Raw genomic sequence first — 18,305 nt, forward strand, 5'->3', positions numbered from 1 at the left:
GGTTACTTATAAAAAGTTGCGATGACAGGCTTCATTTTTTGAATGACGAGTCCACTACCACCGCGATTTTTTACACCTTCAATCATGCCGACGAGGACGTAATCTTCTTTTTTAGGATTAAATGCAAGTAAAAATCCATTTTCAGAACCGTCTGTCGCTCCTTGTTTGCTCTTCAGCTCTGCCGTTCCTGTTTTAGCGGCAATATCAGCTCCTTCAATTTGTAAGGAGTGAGCTGTACCGTTTGGACTCGTCACGACCTGAGTGAGCGCGTCTTTCACTGTATTTGCCGAGTCTTCTTTGATGATTTGTTTTGGTGATGCTGTTTTCTCATCTTGAACGACTCGAGGGTAGACCAGCTTGCCTCCAGTTGCAAATGGAGAATAGGCATGTACTTGTTCAATCGGTGACATGAGTAATTCGCCTTGCCCATATGCCGAGTCAGCAAGTAAGATGTCCGATTGAATGCCGTCGTTCGATACTTGTGCTGGTTTCATTGTAAATGGCATGTGCAAATCTTCGCCAAACCCAAATAATTTCACTTTTTTCTCATAGGTATCTTTGCCAATTTCCAGTGCTTCCTGTCCGAAGTAAATATTATCTGAGTACACGAGGGCATCAACCATATTTACGTTTTCTTTATCGTGAACCCGTGTAATTCGATAATTGCCCCAAGATTGATCCTTTTGCCATTTCAGGCCATGAATGGTGCGTACTTTATTAGGCTTTGTGACACCTGTTTCCAGACCGATGGCTGCTGTAATGGTTTTGAATGTAGACCCTGGTGCATACCGGCTCGCATACCGGGCTTGGAATGGGAGATCTGGGTTTTCACTGTATGCCTGATATTGCTTAGGTGTGATCCCGTTTGTCATAAGATTGACATCATAGGAAGGGGTGCTGACAAGCGCTAATAGATCCCCTGATGATGGATTCATGATGGTGACGGCTCCTTTTTCACCTTTCAGCTGTTCATAGGCTTTTTTCTGTAAAGAAGCATCAATGGTCAGCTTCACTGTTTTTCCATCTTGTCGATCTGATTTTTGCAATGTTTCTTCAATGCCTGTTTCATCATGTACGATCAAAATGCTTCCGCCATCTTGTCCACGTAAGTTTTTGTCAAATGTGAATTCAAGGCCGGTTTTGCCGATGATTTGATCTGCTTTTAATGCCGGATTTCTTTTGATATCATCTGCATTTGCTTTTCCGACATAGCCGGTGAGATGGGCGGCGGCTTCGTTATAAGGATAGTAACGCATTTCCTTCGATTGATAGGTGACGCCTTTTATATCCTTTGGAATCGGTTTCTGTTCTAACATTGATTTGAGCGGGACAAACGTGTCGTCTGTGACCCATGCTTGTTTCAACTGATTGTCGATTAGTTCTTCATCTATATCAAATGCTTTGCTGATTTTTTTGATATTGTGTTCTTTTTCTTCCCCTGTGCCAAGCTTTCCAGGGATGATGCCAAGTGCGCTTCCGCCAGTTGTTTCTGCTAGGGTACGCCCTTTTCGGTCGACGATATTTCCACGGACAGCAGGGTCTGATTTGACTTTGATGGTATCTCCCTTCTCCATTTGCGGGAAGATGAGATTTGGCTTCCAGTCGACTTTCCATTTATCATCTTCTTCTGAGAGAACGCCCTTGTAAGATAGCTTGTGCAGCTTGCCAAATGACGTTTTCATTGTCACATCATAGGAAAATTGATACCCATTTCCTTTGTCCTGTTTTTCGACGTTGAGCTTTGATATGCTTAGGTCATAAGCACCAATTCCATTGAAGATATTGTCGTATTTGTCGGCTAGTTGTTTTTTTGAGAAGTCATTGGCTTTCAAAGACGCACTCGTTACCTCATCAGCCAGCTTTGTAAAGTCTTTCTTCTCCATTTGTTTTGTAAAGGATTGAGCCGCTTTTAAAGCTTCTTTTTCTTTTGAGAAAAGAGAATCTTTTAAGAAAAAGAAAGCAGCAGCAACTACGATGATACTAAGAATGGGAATCATGACTTTTTTCTGTTTCCAAAATGATTTTCGTTGATCCGTATACAATGAAAACACCTCAATTTTTGATTAGATCCTCTATATTTTACAGTGATTGGTCGTGATTTGTATAGTTTCTCATAGAAACCTAGCGAAATAGATAAGAAAAACGACCTGTGATTTGCCGTTTAGGATACCCAATTTTATTAAAAAAATCTAAATCCTCAATTGAGGAAAAAGGTGAAATCATTTATGGTCCAGACCTAGCCTTGTATTACTCACCTTAAAAAGACAAATTTTAAATTATTAAAAGATATGTAGCTAGATATCAGAAGATAATGCCCTACAGCGAGTTCTTAATTTACGGTTATGACGGGTGTAAGCCAATTAGAACGTGATCTTATCCGTATACGACAGCATGAAGGAATTAAACTGGTTAGGAAGTAAGAGAAGCTTATAGGTCGACTAAAGAAGTGTCGTGATGCAGTAAAGCTTAATAAAGAGAGGAATATGATTGTAAATTAAATGTGTGAAATGACAAATGTGTGTATAGTTTCAATATATAGAAAGCTGTCGGAAAGGAATAGTTGATGGATTGTACCGGAAATTGTATAAATAAATCTCATATAAAGGAGGTATTATATGCCTAAAGTTGACAACCTGTTAGCCATCCTATGGATGCTTCGCTCAGATAAAAAAATAACTGCAAAACAAATTTCAGAAAAGTTAGAGATGAATATAAGAACTGTTTATCGTTATATTGATACACTTTCAACGAGTGGTGTACCTATCATTTCAGAACCAGGACATAACGGTGGCTATCGTTTATTGAACAATTTTATAGAGGCTCCTCTATTTTTTGATTTTGAGGAGCAAATTTCACTATTTCACGCTGCTGTTTTTGCAGAAGATGCGGGATATTATGGAGGTGAAGCGCTCCAAAGAGCCCTCTCAAAACTTAGTAAACACTCAAATCAAGAGCAAGAAACAAAGGTAAACCAACATATAACTAGTCTTGAAGTAATAAGTCGAACCAGTTCAATCTCTTTGGAACCTTCTCTGAAAAAGTTGGAAAAGGCGATAGCAGCCGCGAACACGGTGAAAATTCTTTACCATAAAAGTGGAGAAAAGCAATTACATCATAGATGTGTCGATCCATACAGAATGATCTATTGGAATAATAAGTGGTATGTGATTGGATTTTGTCATCTTAGGAATGATATGCGCAGTTTTAGAGTAGATCGAATTGAAAGTCTAATGGTGACTGAAAATCAGTTTGACCAGCAAGAAAATTTTTCAGCACGTGACTTTTTTATAAACAGTCTCCTACCAACTTTAGAAGATAAGGAAGAGATTATTTCTTTGGTGATTCATGGGGATAAAAATGTATTGGCTGATATTTGCCAACATTGGTTTTTAGGACATTATTTACAAGAACGGAATTCACATCAAGCAGTTTTTCTTCTTCCAAAAGATATGATACATACATATGTACCTTATTTACTTTTACCTTACAATAAATCTATTAAAGTTGTTGAGCCAATCAGTCTTAAAAAAAGAATGATTGAAGTTTTGTCGGATTTAATAAAATTTTACCAAGTATGATAACTTCCCTGACGTTAACTGTCAGGGAAGTTATTTTATAATCGCTATATCAACTGTGATTGGAGCGTGATTGGATGCAAACAAAAAAAGCTTATCTATATGTATTTGATACGATGTCTGACTGGGAATATGGATATTTAATTGCTGAACTAAACTCAGGTAGATATTTCAAAAAAGATTTAGCACCTTTAAGAGTAATTACAGTAGGAGCTAATAAAGAAATAAAGACGACTATGGGAGGTTTGAGTATAAAACCAGATATTTCCCTTGAAGAATGTAACCTTGAGAACAAAGATCTTTTCATTTTACCAGGAGGTACGACTTGGGGTGAAGACATTCACCAACCTATCTTGGAAAGAATTGGCCAAGCTTTAGAACTGGGCACTATTGTTGCTGCAATTTGTGGTGCAACTGAGGGGCTCGCGAATAGGGGATACTTAAATACTAGAAGGCATACAAGTAATAACTTAGAATATACTAAAATGGTATGTCCTAACTATCAAGGAGAGAAGTTCTATGAGTTGGCACCTGCGGTATCTGATGCGAATTTAGTTACTGCATCAGGAATAGCCCCTTTAGAATTTGCAATGGAAGTGCTGAAAAAAATAGAAGTATTTACACCAGATACCTTACATTCTTGGTATAACCTGAATAAGACACATCAATCTGAATATTTCTTCCGGTTGATGAATTCAATAAATAAATGAAGTAACTGAAAAAGCTCCATTTCTCTATTTTGATTTGTAGAGAAGTGTAGCTTTTTATTTTGGACTTGCCTTATCATTTTCTATTTGCATGTTCCTGATGCTGCCCCGATTGTACTAAAAAGCCGAGCGCATTAAGAAGATGGCTTTGATCGAATCGAGACTGTCGGTGTTTTGGTTTCTTTTGGCTTCGGTGGTGATACTGTTTTTTTGATGTGCGTGTCCTTTGGCGTATAATAGGTTGCCCCAATATTGAGCCTGCCTTGAAGCTGGTCAATGGAAAGCTCACCGAACTCTAAATGGTAATCAATTTTCTCCACATGGAGAGATTCGATATGTATATGTGTATCCTCTGTGCCAGGGGAGGCTGGTGCGGACATTTTTTGCTCGAGAGCGGTGAGCCTTTTCTCCAGCTCGGTGACAGAGGGGGATGGACTGGATTCAGTTTTTTTAAAGAGTGATAGAATGAAATGTTTCAAGTAGACCACAACCTTTTCTTCTGCCTTGATCTAGTCTATGGAAAAGCTGTGAGATATATACTTATAGAGATGACAAGAAAGGGGAGAAGTACATGCTGCCTACTCATATACACATTGCCCATATGAAAACGAACTCGATAGGCACAGGATCATCCATGACGTTTGGTTCGACGATTGTTCGCAATCATTGCAGTACGATCAAAAGGAACAATGGCTTTGGGGAACAGAATGCTGATGGCGTGATCACGATCCTTCCGATTGAATCGATTAATGATCGTGATCAAATCGACGCCGTGAGTATCAATATTCGTCATCTATGATAATAGCAGTCGCTTTTCCTTCATCCTTTTGCAGCCTGATATAAAGCACACCGTCTTTAAAGGCCGCATTCATTTGTCCAAGAATCATTTCTGGAAGCCGGATTTTCTTTTCAAACGGACCATATTTCCCCTGCTTTTGGCGAAAATCCTGCTCATTAAAAAAGGAAAGACGCTGTCCTTTCACAACCAAATATTCACCATATGATAACACTTGTACATCTTCCTTTCGGTAGCCAGGTAAATAAATTAAGTACTGAATTTCTGTCGCGGTTTCCACCATGTCGATTGGTGGAAACGACGCGTCTGGGCCGCGCTGATCCTGCTGTGTGAACGTAAAGGGAGATGGACCATTTGCCATAAAGGGAGATCTTTGCTCATCATCGAAGATCATTTTCCAAAAATCATCCCCATGCATTTGCTGGGCAATATCCATCCACTGCTTAATTTTTTCGAAGTCCATGTGAAGACCTCCTGTTAACATACTTGATGGGTGCTTGCATATACCTATAAAAAGGAGGTTTATCTGTGGTTCAACCAACTCCGTATATCAATATTAATATTTTCATGTTAAAAATTAATTCCTTTGAAAATGCATCGGCGGTGAATGTCGGACAAAATTTGTTAGCAGAGTGGCAAAACTCAGATAAAAAAAATCAGGGGTACGGACAAAATTTTGGAGATGCCAGCGGTTTTGTCGGGACAAAAAGCCATGTAGATGATCGAGATCAAGTGGACTCACCTGCCTCTTTTTCACCAGCAGCTAAACCCATTCAAAGGAAGTGACGTGTGATGTTATTCTCACCCTCAGTCGTCAATGTCGGTGCTTTTAAAATCAATGCAATGGATCGGGGTGCATCACTGACGCTAGGTCCTTATCAGCAGATCGATTATTTTCTCTCAATGAAATTGAACCAAGGATTTGGAGAGGACAATGGAGATTGTTCACCGCTTGTCATTCCGATTTCAAGCGTGTTAGATCCAGATATGGTGGACTCAAATTCAGCCAAAAACAGCGTGATTTAAGCAAAAAAAAGAGACCGGGAATCCCCGTGTCTCTTTTCTATTTTGTTTCATTCAGATGGCTTTTTCGTCTTGCATAGGTGAAATAGACAACGACACCAATGGCCACCCAGATCAGGAAGGCTCTCCATGTCTCCCATTTCAGTGTAGCAGCCAATATCATACAAATGACCGCACTAATAATGGGAAGGTAAGGTACAAAAGGTACTTTAAAAGCTGTCTTCATATTCGGATGTTTTTTCCGTAGTACGATCACAGCGATAGAGATCACTGTAAAGGCTGCAAGTGTACCGATGCTGACTAAATTCGCTAGCGTAGATAAGTTAACGAATCCAACGATACATGCCGCAACAGCACCTGTGAGCCAAGTGTTGGCAACCGGTGTTTTCGATTTTGGATGAACGTTTGAAAAGATTTTCGGCATGAGTCCATCTCGGCTCATGGCAAAGGTTAAGCGAACTTGAGCATAAACAAGTGCAATTAACACTGTCGTAATCCCGATAATAGCACCTGCGGATATAATGCCCGCCACACTATTCAGGCCAACAACTTGAAGAGCAAATGCGACAGGGTCACTGACATTCAGCTTCGTATAGTGAACCATGCCTGTTAAGACGAATGAAACACCAATGTATAAAATCGTACAAACACCGAGCGCACCGATGATTCCGATTGGCATCGCCTTTTGAGGATTTTTGACTTCTTCAGACGCATTAGCGATTGCATCAAATCCAAGGTAAGCAAAAAAGACAGTCGCCGCTCCAGCAATCACGCCGTGAAAGCCCATCGGCATAAAAGGTGTCCAGTTTTCAGGTTTGACGTAAGCAAAGCCAGAAATGATAAAGAGAAGGACGATGGCAATTTTAATCAGCACAATGATGTTATTCAGCTTCGTACTTTCTTTGACGCCTCTTGAGACGATAAAGGTGATGAGCAAAATAATGAGTGCGCCTGGAAGGTTAAAGACGGCTCCATCAGCGGCTCCAGGTGCAGCTGATAATGCCTTCGGTATGTGCAGACCGAATCCACTGAGCAGTGATTGAAAATAGGACGACCATCCGCTTGCTACAGCAGAGAGCGCAATGACATATTCAAGCATGAGATCCCAGCCCATTAAGAAGGCGAGAAATTCCCCAAGTGTTGCGTAGGAATACGTATAGACGCTTCCTGACACAGGAATGGACGAGGAGAATTCAGCGTAGCAAAAAGCAGCAAGGGCGCATGCGATCGCAGCTAAAATAAAAGATATAATAATCGCAGGTCCCGCATCTTTCGCAGCAGCAACCCCCGTAATCACAAAGATCCCAGTCCCGACCACGCAGCCAATGCCAAGCAAGATTAAATCAAACGTATTTAACGATCGGCTGAGCCGCTTCGTTTGACTTTCAAGCATGAGCTGGTCGAGAGACTTTTTTCGAAATAAAGAACTCATGTTGACCTCCTAATGGATAAATCTTTTCGTAAGACGAGTGTTAGTATATGCTTAAATGATAATTTAGTCAATTGGTTGGAGAACGCTTTAAATCACTAAAGTATTAAACGCCACAATCGAATTTGTGCTTAAAAAGAGACATCCGCCAAGAGATGGAAGGCGGATGTGGCGATAGATAGTCTATGTCTATTTAGTAAATATTTTTTCATTATACAGCACACTTGGATGAGTGGGGTTATGGGCGGCGGAGGCAAGGTGATGTGTTTTGGCTTTCTCCAAATTGCCGAGCTGATAATAACAATAGCAAAGCTGAAGGTGAGGATACCACGTTTTATACTGTGTGAGTGTGAAGGCTGCTTCGTTTTCAGGAGCCTTCAGCGCCTGCTCATACCAAAAGATCGCTGCCTGATGTTTATTTTGAATTTTTAGATGATCCCCGATCCGGCAGCAAAATTCTGGCCGAGGCTGATCATATAAGAAAGAACGTAATAATGAGGATAAAGCCGCTTCCTCGAAACCTACCGCATAATAGCAGTCGGCTAAATATTGGCATGCGCGAATTTCATCCTCAATCCAGCACTGTTTTGTCGCTAAAAATTCATGATAAAAACGAATCGCTCTGACATGCTGCTTGTTATCTCTTAATTCATTGGCAAAGTAAAAGAGATCACGGGGTGTCATGTTCTCTCCCTTTGCCAGCATATCTTCATAAATTCGCAAGTTGCGCCCAGGCTCACCAGCGGTTGTTTTCTTACGCTTTTGGTGTGTGACGGCGATATCGGCTGGAAAGATGTTGCCATACACTTGAAGATACTCATGAACGGCTCCGTACCATTGAAAGTTTAAGGCACGCTTCACTAGGCGATTTCTTCTATATTTAAAATTCACCCGACCGTCTTCATCAAATCCCACATGATAAAACATCGAGACGGCATCTACCGAAGGATCGAGTGTCTCTTTGAGCTGAAGAAATTTTTGACGGTCTTCTTCTAGCAGAACATCGTCTGCATCAAGCCATAAAATATACTCTTTCGTTGCACGTGAGAAAGCGAAATTGCGGGCTTTGGCAAAATGCTGAACCCATTCGAAATCAAGTACCTGTGCTGAAAAGGAGTGAGCAATCTCCTTCGTACGATCTGTTGAACCTGTATCAACGATGATCATCTCATCGACAATGTCTTGAACAGAGGAGAGGCAGTCCGCTAACACCTCCTCTTCATTTTTCACGATCATACATAAGCTAATGGTTACCATCTTTAGATCACCTCTTCATAGTGTATCGAGCAGCAAAAGGAAACATTCTTTTCAGCAGCAGGTTTTTTAAAACTAGTTTTCTGCTACTGGCTGATTTAGAATAAAGGAAGAATCTATGTAAGGGCTGATAAAAATGAGTTTATTGAATGTTGAAGGATTATATAAAACCTATGGCGAGAAAACGCTGTTTGATCATATTTCTTTTCATATAGAACCAAAGGAACGCATCGGATTGATTGGACCAAACGGAACAGGAAAGTCAACGCTCCTAAAGGTCATTGCAGGACTTGAATCGTTTGAGGAGGGTGACATCACGAAGGCAGGGACACTTGATATCGAATTTCTTGAGCAGGACCCTGAAATGAACGGGGATGAAACGATTCTCGATTACATTTTTTCTGGAACAGCACCCATGATTCAAACGATGAAGGCATATGAACAGGCACTCGCTGATTTAGAGCATGATCCGCAAAATGAAGCAAAACAAGAGGCGCTCATGCGCATGCAAAATCGAATGGATCAGGAAGACGCATGGGATGCGAACCTGTCAGCCAAAACGATTTTGACAAAGCTTGGCGTCAAAGATGTGAGCCGTTCTGTTCATGCCTTATCAGGCGGACAGAAAAAGCGTGTCGCGATTGCTAAAAATTTAATTCAGCCTGCGGGATTGCTGATTTTAGATGAGCCAACCAACCATCTCGATAATGCAACGATTGAATGGCTCGAAGGATATTTGAGTCAATACAGCGGTGCTGTCATTCTGGTGACGCATGATCGTTATTTCCTCAACCGTGTGGCCAATCGAATTTATGAATTGAATCAAGGACAGCTTTATACGTATAAAGGAAATTATGAAGTCTTTTTAGAAAAAAGAGCGGAACGAGAAGCAGAGGCTCAGGTGAAAGAAACGAAGCGTCAAAACTTACTCAGACGCGAGCTTGCATGGCTGAGAAGAGGGGCAAAAGCAAGAACGACGAAGCAGAAAGCACGCATCGGCAGAGCCGAAGAGCTGATGGATCAAAAAGGGCCTGATGCGAAGGGAGAGCTGGATTTCGCCATCGGTTCCCATCGCCTAGGAAAACAAGTCATAGAGGCAGAAGACTTATCGATTTCATTTGCTGGCCAGATCCTTGTGGAGCGGTTTACAGACTTAGTCGTACCGGGCGACCGGATTGGGTTTATCGGACCGAATGGAGTCGGAAAAACGACGCTCCTCAACTGTCTAGCGGGTAAAATTGAACCGACTTCAGGACAATTGACGATTGGACAAACCGTTCGTATTGGCTATTACACGCAGGATCACAAGGAAATGGATGAAGAGCTGACGATCATTGAATACATCAAGGAAACAGCTGAAATCGTTAAGACATCTGATGGCGCCATAGTGACAGCAGAGCAAATGCTGGAGCGGTTCCTATTCCCAAGATCCATGCAACGGACGTTTATTCGCAAGCTGTCAGGGGGAGAACGCCGCAGATTGTATTTACTGAAAGTCTTAATGGAAGAACCGAATGTTCTCTTTTTAGATGAGCCGACGAACGATCTTGATACGGAGACCCTCAGCATTTTAGAGGATTATTTAGAACAGTTTCCTGGCGTTGTCATGACCGTATCGCATGATCGTTATTTCTTAGACCGAGTAGTTCATCGTCTGCTTGTCTTTGAAGGAAATGGCCGCATTTCACACTACCAAGGTGCTTACAGCGATTACATGGAGCAAGAAAAAGAGGCGAAGCGGACAGAGACAAAGCCTGCTGAGAAACAAGTAGAAGCGGCGCCTAAAAAGAGAAAAAAACTTTCTTATAAAGACCAGCTTGAATGGGACGGAATTGAAGACCGGATTCAGGCATTAGAGGAAAAACATCAGCAGCTTGAAGCCAGCATTGCAGAAGCAGGCAGTGATTTTGGGAAAATTCAAGAGCTGATGGACGAACAAAAAGCCGTTGCTGAAGAACTAGAACAAGCAATGGACCGCTGGACAGAACTGTCGATCATGATTGAGGAATTAGAGGGTTAATCCTAATATGAAACCTGTAGAACATTCTACAGGTTTTTTTGCTTTACATCAAAACATGAGAGAATCAAGAACTTAAACATTTACGTTTACGTTAAGGTTATAAAGGTGTATAATAAATCATGAATTGATGAGCAGGAGGCACTGGCAATGGAATGGATGAAAATTGATCAAGTGGCGAAAAGAAGCGGGCTGACGAAACGGACGATTCGTTTCTATGAAGAGATTGGTTTATTATCAGCACCAAAGCGGACAGAGGGCGGTGTCAGGCTGTACTCAGAGGACGACATGGAAGAACTAGAAAAAGTAATGCAGGCAAAAGAGGTACTCGGCTTTTCTTTACAAGAGCTTCAATCGTTTATGGAAATAGGAAAGCAGTTAGAGCTGAATAAAGAAGGCTACTTGCTGTCGCTTGATCCGAAGGAACGATTAGAGAAGCTGTTAGATATGGATGCGCAGCTGACTGTGCAGCATCAATTGATTACAAAAAAGCTTGAAACGATTCAATCCTTTAAAAAGGATCTTGAAACGATGAAAGATAAAGCGGCTCATGCAATTGAGCAATTACAAAAATAAACACCTCTGTGTGTTTATTTTATTTTGTCAACATTTGAAGGAAAGGTTCTGATGGAATGAAGGAAGAAGAAGTGTTAAAACAGCGTACAAGTCTGCTTAGACAGCCAAAGGCCGTCTGGGCTGTTGCCTTTGCATGTGTGATTTCATTTATGGGGATAGGACTTGTGGACCCGATTTTGCCGGCCATTGCATCACAATTAGATGCATCTCCAAGTCAGGTCTCTCTTTTATTTACGAGCTACTTACTTGTGACCGGCTTTGTGATGTTTTTTACCGGCTTTCTCTCTAGCCGGATTGGTGCGAAATGGACGTTATTAATCGGACTTATTTTTATTATTGTCTTTTCTGCTTTAGGCGGTACCTCTTCAACGATTAACGAATTAATCGGCTTTAGAGGCGGATGGGGCATTGGGAATGCCTTATTCATTTCAACGGCTCTCTCTGTCATTGTCGGCGTGTCTGTTGGAGGAAGTGCGAAGGCCATTATTTTATACGAGGCTGCACTAGGTCTTGGGATTTCGGTTGGACCGCTGCTTGGCGGAGAGCTTGGGACGATCTCTTGGCGCGGACCATTCTTTGGCGTTGCGGTATTAATGCTTGTTGCTCTTTTAGCCATTACGTTTATGCTTCCACCGATGCAAAAACCTCAGAAAAAGGTGAAATTATTCGAGGCTGTCGGGGCGTTAAAATATAAAGGGCTTTTAACGATGGCATCTGCCGCTTTCTTATACAATTTTGGTTTCTTTGTGCTTTTAGCATATTCGCCATTTGTGCTTCATCTGGATGAGCATGGTCTTGGTTATGTCTTTTTTGGATGGGGACTATTTTTAGCTGTGACATCCGTCTTCTCAGCGCCGGTCATTCATCGCAAGCTTGGGACATTGACTTCTCTTGTGGTTCTGTTTGCTTCGTTTGCTGTGATTTTATTCGGTATTGGGATCTGGACTTCACATGTAGTCGTCGTCATCTGCGGAATTGTCATTGCTGGGGGTATTCTTGGCATGATCAATACTGTGCTCACGACCGCTGTGATGGGATCAGCACCGGTTGAGCGTTCCATTGCTTCATCCTCTTACAGTGCTGTACGATTTATTGGGGGCGCGATTGCTCCTTGGATTGCTGGCGTACTTGCTGAATCTTATACAGCAAGCACCCCTTACTATGTTGGGGCGGCTGTCGTTCTGTTAGGCATGATCATCCTGCTGATTGGTCGTAAGCATCTCATCAATATTCAAGCAGGTCATTAAATAGAAAAAGCCTTATATCTGCATCAGATATAAGGCTCAGCGTGTAGACAAACCCTAGCATTCTTTGTCAGGACTGCGTTCCGGTGCTCACGAATGTTCAATTCGCTCCACTCCGGTACTCGTCCTTCCTAGACTTCAAAGGTTTTCTATCATGCTGAAAAGAAGACAAAGGGCTAAAATAAAGATCATTTTAGCCCTTTGTCAACAATCTGAAGCCTATAATACTTTGGTCGTCCAAGATTCGCAATTCCAAGTTTCAGTGGCTACATCTTGATAAAATTCAGGTTCGTGAGAGATCAATAAGACACTCCCTTTGTATTCTTTTAATGCACGTTTTAGTTCTTCTTTTGCATCGACATCCAAGTGATTGGTCGGCTCATCGAGAACAAGTAAGTTGGTTTCTTCATTGATCAGCTTACAAAGACGGACCTTAGCTTTTTCTCCTCCGCTTAAAACAGACACGCGGCTTTCAATATGCTTTGTCGTTAATCCGCATTTTGCAAGAGCGGCTCTCACTTCATATTGCGTGTAAGAAGGGAAAGTGCCCCATACTTCTTCAATACAGGTGTTGCTGTTTTGCTCTTTTACTTCTTGCTCAAAATAGCCTATTTGCAGGAATTCTCCGCGTTCCACCTCACCCGAAATTGGCGAGATTTCTCCAAGGAGACTTCGCAGCAATGTCGTTTTTCCGATCCCGTTAGCGCCGTATAACGCAATTTTTTGCCCGCGTTCCATTTTCAGATTTAATGGACGAGAGAGCGGTTCATCATAACCAATGACCAAATCTTTTGTTTCAAAAATCAATTTCCCAGAAGTCCGTGCCGTCTTAAAGTGGAATTCAGGCTTTGGCTTTTCTGCTGCGAGTTCAATCATATCCATTTTATCCAGTTTCTTCTGACGGGACATGGCCATATTTCTTGTGCTGACACGTGCTTTGTTTCTTGCAACAAAGTCCTTTAATTCAGCGACTTCCTGCTGCTGCCTTTTATAAGCTGCTTCAAGCTGCTGCTTTTTGACTTCATACACTTGTTTAAATTGATCATAATCACCAACATAGCGCGTGAGCTCTTGATTTTCAACATGATAGATCAAGTTAATGACGCTGTTTAAAAACGGAATATCATGTGAAATGAGGATAAACGCATTTTCATATTCCTGTAAATAGCGCTTCAGCCACTCAATATGCTGCTCATCTAAATAGTTGGTCGGCTCATCGAGAAGGAGAATTTCTGGCTTCTCTAACAGCAATTTCGCAAGCAATACTTTTGTACGCTGCCCGCCGCTCAGCTCCGTCACATCACGGTCTAGCCCGAGATCCGTTAACCCAAGACCTCTGGCTATTTCTTCAACCTTGGAATCAATGATATAGAAATCATTGTTTGTGAGCGCATCTTGAATAACGCCCACTTCCTCTAACAGCTTTTCCAGCTCATCAGGATCGGCTTCACCCATTTTGCCGTAAATGTCATTCATCGCTGCTTCCATGGAAAATAAATAGTGGAATGCATCCTGAAGGACTTCGCGGATTGTTCTGCCCTTTTCTAGCACAGTGTGCTGATCAAGGTAGCCAACACGGACATTTTTTGCCCATTCGACTTTTCCTGCATCTGGCTCCAGCTTACCAGTAATAATATTCATAAACGTTGACTTTCCTTCACCGTTGGCGCCAATTAAGCCGACATGCTCGCCTTTTAATAAACGGAAGGAGACTTCGTGAAAAATGGCTCTGTCGCCAAAGCCATGGCTTAAATCTTTAACAGATAATATCATTTTTTACACCTCAAATAGATTCAAAACGGCTAGTGCCTCTCATGATTATATCGAACTGTCCGGCTCGATAAAAGCATCAAAAGAAAAATTGCGTTTCAAAGCTGATTTTGAGATACTAAAGGATAGATTGAATGAGGATAAAGGAGATCGACATGATAGAAAATTGGGCATTTTTGAAAGAAGCAAAGCCATTTATACAAGAGAACTTCCAAGCGGCTGGCTTTGAAAAACCAACAGCTATACAAGAAAAAACAGCAGAATGGATTACGGAGAAGCGTGATGTGATTGCAGAATCGCCTACGGGAACGGGGAAGACACTGGCGTATGTGTTGCCGCTTTTAAATAAAATCGATGTGAATATCAAGCACCCGCAAGTCTTAATCTTGGCACCTTCAAGAGAGCTTGTGATGCAAATTTTTGATGTCGTGCAAGAGTTCAAACAAGGATCAGACATCAAAGCGATCTCCTTGATTGGTGGAGCGAACATCAAAAAGCAGCAGGAAAAACTAAAGAAACACCCGAATATCGTCGTAGCGACACCAGGCCGCGTCCAAGAATTAATCAAAATCAAGAAACTGAAAATGCATGAAGTCAAAACAATCGTGCTAGATGAAGCAGATCAGCTTCTTGTGCCAGAGCATATGAAAACGATCCAAGCGATCATTAAATCAACATTAAAAGAAAGACAAATTCTTTGTTTTTCTGCAACCCTGAAAGACGAAACGGTTCAACTGATTAAAGAAATGACAACAGAACCAGAAGTATTGAAAATTGCCAGAAGCGAGGAAGAAGCGCAGAAAGTAGGACACTATTATCTGTTATGTGACCAGCGTGACAAAGTGAAACTACTGCAAAAGCTATCACGGCTTGAGGACATGCAGGCGCTCGTTTTTGTGCGTGATATTACGAATTTAAGCATTTATGCAGAGAAATTAGCATATCACCATGTCGACCTCGGTGTTCTTCATAGTGAAGCGAAAAAAGCAGAGCGTGCTATCATCTTAAAGGAATTTGAACAGCGTGAATTCCCGCTTCTTCTTGCAACGGATATCGCAGCAAGAGGCATCGATATTGACGATCTGCCGTATGTGATCCATGCCGACCTGCCAAACGAAGAAGGCTATATCCACCGTTCAGGCAGAACCGGTCGCGCAGGAAAAGAAGGGGCTGTCATCAGTCTTGTCACACCTCAAGAGCAATCAATGCTGAAAAAAATGGCGAAAAAGCTGAATCTTTCGCTTCAGGAAATTGTTTATAAGCAAGGCCAGCTGCATCTTGCGCCAAAGCAAGCATAGAAAAAGGACCCTTCCACATGGAGGGTCCTTTCTTTTTATGAAATTTTGACAAGCTGTTTTCCGACATTTTCCCCTTTGAATAGTCCGAGGAATGCATCAGGAATGTTGTCAAAGCCTTCAATGATTGTTTCTTTGTAAGTCAGTTTGTCTTCTTTTACCCATTGTGCGAGATCTCTTGCTGCTTCTTCAAAACGATCTGAATAGTTGGCAACAATGAAGCCTTGCATCAATGCGCTTGTTTTAATGAGTTTTGTTTGCACACGCGGTCCGATGTCCTCGCTTGCGCTAATATTATAAGACGAAATCGCGCCGCACACTGGAATACGTGCGAAGCGGTTCAAATGATTCATCACAGCATCAGATATTTCGCCGCCTACATTGTCAAAATACACATCGACGCCGTTAGGGCATGCCTTTGCAATAGCATCATCTAAGTCATTTGTTGTTTTATAATTAATCGTTTCATCAAAACCCAGTTCTTTTAAATAAGCCAGCTTATCATCAGATCCCGCAATCCCAACGACGTGAGCGCCTTTGATCTTAGCAATTTGCCCAACAACGGAACCAACAGCACCTGCGGCCCCAGAAATGACAACGGTCTCGCCTTCTTTTGGCTGACCAATCGCAAGAAGACCGAAATAAGCGGTTTGTCCTGGCATGCCTAAAATGCCTAAATAATAGGACAATGGCGCAATGGATGGATCAATTTTAGTCAGAGATTCAGCTTTGGCTGTAGAATATTCTTGCCAGCCAAGGAATCCAAGAACAAAATCACCTTTTTCAAATTGAGACGATTTAGACTCGACAACTTCTCCGACAACACCGCCCTGAATCACTTCATTTAGCTTGAATGGAGGTGTATAGGATTTTGTATCCTGCATTCGTCCTCTCATATAAGGATCTACAGAAACATATTTCGTTTGAATCAAGACTTCACCATCTTGCGGCACAGGTATATCGACTGTTTCAAAATGAAAAACATCTTTTGTAGGTAATCCTTGTGGACGTTTGGCTAATTGAATTTGCTTTTGTTGACTCATGTCAAATCCTCCCTTTCACTTGCAACCTAGATTTACATTAACATGATGCTTCTTTTCATTCAAAACATACGGTCTATTTCAAACACATACAAAAAAGCAGCCGTCATCTCAGAGATGAGGACTACTTTTTTGGAAGTCAACAGAGAGGAGCGGTGGCAGACAGCCAAACAGCTGATACACGTCCGCATCACGTTCTTTTAATAAATATTCGTTCGCATTTTGCATGGAGGCTTTCATCATATCGCGCGTCACAAAAGGAAAAAGGATATTCAAGTATGAGGACAACAGGTCTTGTGGATCTTGTTCAATTGACTCGATATCTCCAATGTTAATAATGATGGAAAAGAGATAATCAATGGAGATGCGAAAGTGCTGTTCAGCAAACAATGTAAGCGGCTTTGCTTTTGCTTCTTCAGGATTCCACTTTTGAAAAAGCTGTTTCACCAAATCACTGACAACCCAAGCATTAAACTGCTGCTCCGCTGAAAAGTAATACATCAGCTCTACCTCATTTCTAGCCTCCAGTACAAGAATTGTACACCAAAATAGCAGGGATGAACATAATATTTCTGAAAATTTAGTCATTTTTACAGGGTTTTTGTCAAAAATAAGTCAATAGGCATGGCTAGTACACAATGTAAAATGGATGTGCTCAAGGAAGGTTTAATGATAAAAGTGACGGGTAAAAGATTCGTAAGACGCTAAAGGAGGAATATAAAATGAAACCTGTTGTAAGAGAGTATTCAAATGATGAAACACTTCAAAGAGATGTAGAGCAATTAAAATCACTCGGTGTTGCAAGAGAGGACATTTATGTTCTGTCCCATGACGATGATCGTACAGAGCGTATTGCTGGAAACGCAGATGCCAATACGATAGGTCCAAGAGAAGTTGGACTGAAACATGCTGTTGGGAACATCTTTAGTAAAAAGGGCGATGAGCTCCGAAATAAAATCCATGAAATTGGTTTCTCTAAAGAAGAAGCTGAAACATTTGAAGAACATTTAGACGAAGGGAAAGTCCTTCTCTTTGTGACAGACCATGAAAAAGTGAAAACTTGGGCATAATCGCCAACTGAAAAAAGTCTCTTACTTTCGTAAGGGGCTTTTTTTCATGCCTTCATCTCTGAAGGAGAGGATGCATCTTTTTTACTATATTAAGAAAAAACAGCAGATTGGAATAAACAGTAAATCATCTAATTGAAAATGCAGATATACCAAAGAAAATGATAGGAAATGAGAAAGGAATAGTCAAAATATCACAAAAATCTATTCGGGAAATAATTATTGTATCTTTCAATTTTGTTTCAAAATGTAATGGGAATCTTGTGTAATTTAGTAGATAAATTTCTTAGTTCTATTGGTTTATGTTGTGTTTTTATGTAGAAATAAGTGTTTTGAGGTCAAAAAACCACGAAAAATACCTGTATTTTCAATTAGAAAATTCATTTTAATGTTTAGGAAATAATTTGTTGACAAAATAATCTAAAAACAATATATTTGGCTTATTCCAGTTGTTATGGAAGTAGTTGTTAAATTTCTGATGGGTTTATTCTAGGCACACTCTAGTGATAGGT

18 protein-coding genes are annotated in these 18,305 nt (G+C 41.2%); 10 read left to right on the forward strand and 8 right to left on the reverse strand.

The genetic code is table 11. The annotated features are described in order from the left end of the window. Positions 1-2: 2 nt before the first annotated feature. Positions 3-2,042: a penicillin-binding protein PBP4(5) gene (pbp4, locus tag CKW02_RS03660; protein ID WP_003214243.1), complete on the reverse strand. Its 2,040-nt coding sequence runs from the start codon at positions 2,040-2,042 to the stop codon at positions 3-5. Between the two features lie 573 nt (positions 2,043-2,615). On the opposite strand from pbp4, the gene CKW02_RS03665 reads away from it, so the two are divergent. Both CKW02_RS03665 and CKW02_RS03670 read left to right on the forward strand, forming a co-directional pair. Further along, on the forward strand, positions 2,616-3,578 hold the full coding sequence (locus CKW02_RS03665) for a helix-turn-helix transcriptional regulator (protein ID WP_003214399.1): 963 nt from the start codon (positions 2,616-2,618) through the stop codon (positions 3,576-3,578). A gap of 74 nt (positions 3,579-3,652) precedes the next feature. After that, positions 3,653-4,285 carry a type 1 glutamine amidotransferase family protein gene (locus CKW02_RS03670; RefSeq protein ID WP_003213829.1) on the forward strand — a complete coding sequence of 211 codons (633 nt, stop codon included), beginning with the start codon at positions 3,653-3,655 and terminating at the stop codon, positions 4,283-4,285. A gap of 131 nt (positions 4,286-4,416) precedes the next feature. On the opposite strand, the gene CKW02_RS03675 is transcribed toward CKW02_RS03670, so the two are convergent. After that, positions 4,417-4,761: a hypothetical protein gene (locus tag CKW02_RS03675; RefSeq protein WP_034620235.1), complete on the reverse strand. Its 345-nt coding sequence runs from the start codon at positions 4,759-4,761 to the stop codon at positions 4,417-4,419. Positions 4,762-4,853: 92 nt separating this feature from the next. Between CKW02_RS03675 and CKW02_RS03680 the strand changes: the two genes are divergently transcribed. Then, complete coding sequence (locus CKW02_RS03680) at positions 4,854-5,081, forward strand: hypothetical protein (protein ID WP_003214070.1); 228 nt, start codon at positions 4,854-4,856, stop codon at positions 5,079-5,081. On the opposite strand, the gene CKW02_RS03685 is transcribed toward CKW02_RS03680, so the two are convergent. After that, entirely contained in the window at positions 5,062-5,541 is a 480-nt protein-coding gene (locus CKW02_RS03685) for an Hsp20/alpha crystallin family protein (RefSeq protein WP_003214269.1), read from the reverse strand. The two genes, CKW02_RS03680 and CKW02_RS03685, sit on opposite strands and share 20 nt — an antisense overlap. 65 nt (positions 5,542-5,606) lie before the next feature. Between CKW02_RS03685 and CKW02_RS03690 the strand changes: the two genes are divergently transcribed. Together CKW02_RS03690 and CKW02_RS03695 are read left to right on the forward strand one after the other, a co-directional pair. Further along, the gene (locus CKW02_RS03690) at positions 5,607-5,864 is read left to right on the forward strand and encodes a hypothetical protein (RefSeq protein WP_003213975.1); all 258 of its coding nucleotides are present in this window, start codon (positions 5,607-5,609) and stop codon (positions 5,862-5,864) included. 6 nt (positions 5,865-5,870) lie between these two features. Next, positions 5,871-6,104: a hypothetical protein gene (locus tag CKW02_RS03695; protein ID WP_003214167.1), complete on the forward strand. Its 234-nt coding sequence runs from the start codon at positions 5,871-5,873 to the stop codon at positions 6,102-6,104. A gap of 37 nt (positions 6,105-6,141) precedes the next feature. Here CKW02_RS03695 and CKW02_RS03700 read toward each other — a convergent pair whose 3' ends face one another. Together CKW02_RS03700 and CKW02_RS03705 are read right to left on the reverse strand one after the other, a co-directional pair. After that, positions 6,142-7,533, reverse strand: coding sequence for a branched-chain amino acid transporter BcaP (locus CKW02_RS03700; RefSeq protein WP_003214295.1), 1,392 nt, complete (start codon positions 7,531-7,533; stop codon positions 6,142-6,144). A gap of 186 nt (positions 7,534-7,719) precedes the next feature. Next, the gene (locus CKW02_RS03705) at positions 7,720-8,787 is read right to left on the reverse strand and encodes a tetratricopeptide repeat-containing glycosyltransferase family 2 protein (RefSeq protein WP_003214241.1); all 1,068 of its coding nucleotides are present in this window, start codon (positions 8,785-8,787) and stop codon (positions 7,720-7,722) included. Positions 8,788-8,920: 133 nt separating this feature from the next. Between CKW02_RS03705 and CKW02_RS03710 the strand changes: the two genes are divergently transcribed. The 3 genes from CKW02_RS03710 to CKW02_RS03720 all read left to right on the forward strand — a co-directional run bounded on the left by CKW02_RS03710 (position 8,921) and on the right by CKW02_RS03720 (position 12,624). After that, a complete protein-coding gene (locus CKW02_RS03710) occupies positions 8,921-10,804 on the forward strand; it encodes an ABC-F family ATP-binding cassette domain-containing protein (RefSeq protein WP_003214335.1) in 1,884 nt (627 codons plus the stop codon). Between the two features lie 147 nt (positions 10,805-10,951). Continuing rightward, positions 10,952-11,377: a MerR family transcriptional regulator gene (locus CKW02_RS03715; protein ID WP_003213966.1), complete on the forward strand. Its 426-nt coding sequence runs from the start codon at positions 10,952-10,954 to the stop codon at positions 11,375-11,377. 56 nt (positions 11,378-11,433) lie between these two features. Next, positions 11,434-12,624, forward strand: coding sequence for an MFS transporter (locus CKW02_RS03720; RefSeq protein WP_003214465.1), 1,191 nt, complete (start codon positions 11,434-11,436; stop codon positions 12,622-12,624). Positions 12,625-12,840: 216 nt separating this feature from the next. Here CKW02_RS03720 and CKW02_RS03730 read toward each other — a convergent pair whose 3' ends face one another. Further along, positions 12,841-14,394 (reverse strand): ABC-F family ATP-binding cassette domain-containing protein, encoded by a 1,554-nt coding sequence (locus CKW02_RS03730; protein WP_003214280.1) that lies wholly within the window; start codon positions 14,392-14,394, stop codon positions 12,841-12,843. A gap of 152 nt (positions 14,395-14,546) precedes the next feature. Between CKW02_RS03730 and CKW02_RS03735 the strand changes: the two genes are divergently transcribed. Further along, complete coding sequence (locus CKW02_RS03735; protein ID WP_003214170.1) at positions 14,547-15,689, forward strand: DEAD/DEAH box helicase; 1,143 nt, start codon at positions 14,547-14,549, stop codon at positions 15,687-15,689. Between the two features lie 35 nt (positions 15,690-15,724). On the opposite strand, the gene CKW02_RS03740 is transcribed toward CKW02_RS03735, so the two are convergent. Then, positions 15,725-16,729: an NADP-dependent oxidoreductase gene (locus CKW02_RS03740; RefSeq protein WP_003214060.1), complete on the reverse strand. Its 1,005-nt coding sequence runs from the start codon at positions 16,727-16,729 to the stop codon at positions 15,725-15,727. A gap of 108 nt (positions 16,730-16,837) precedes the next feature. Beyond that, a complete protein-coding gene (locus CKW02_RS03745) occupies positions 16,838-17,227 on the reverse strand; it encodes a YfmB family protein (RefSeq protein ID WP_003214189.1) in 390 nt (129 codons plus the stop codon). 221 nt (positions 17,228-17,448) lie between these two features. Between CKW02_RS03745 and CKW02_RS03750 the strand changes: the two genes are divergently transcribed. After that, complete coding sequence (locus CKW02_RS03750) at positions 17,449-17,796, forward strand: YflT domain-containing protein (protein WP_003214326.1); 348 nt, start codon at positions 17,449-17,451, stop codon at positions 17,794-17,796. Positions 17,797-18,305 lie beyond the last annotated feature (509 nt).

The sequence above is a fragment of the Bacillus pumilus genome (assembly GCF_900186955.1).
Classification (GTDB): Bacteria; Bacillota; Bacilli; order Bacillales; family Bacillaceae; genus Bacillus; species Bacillus pumilus.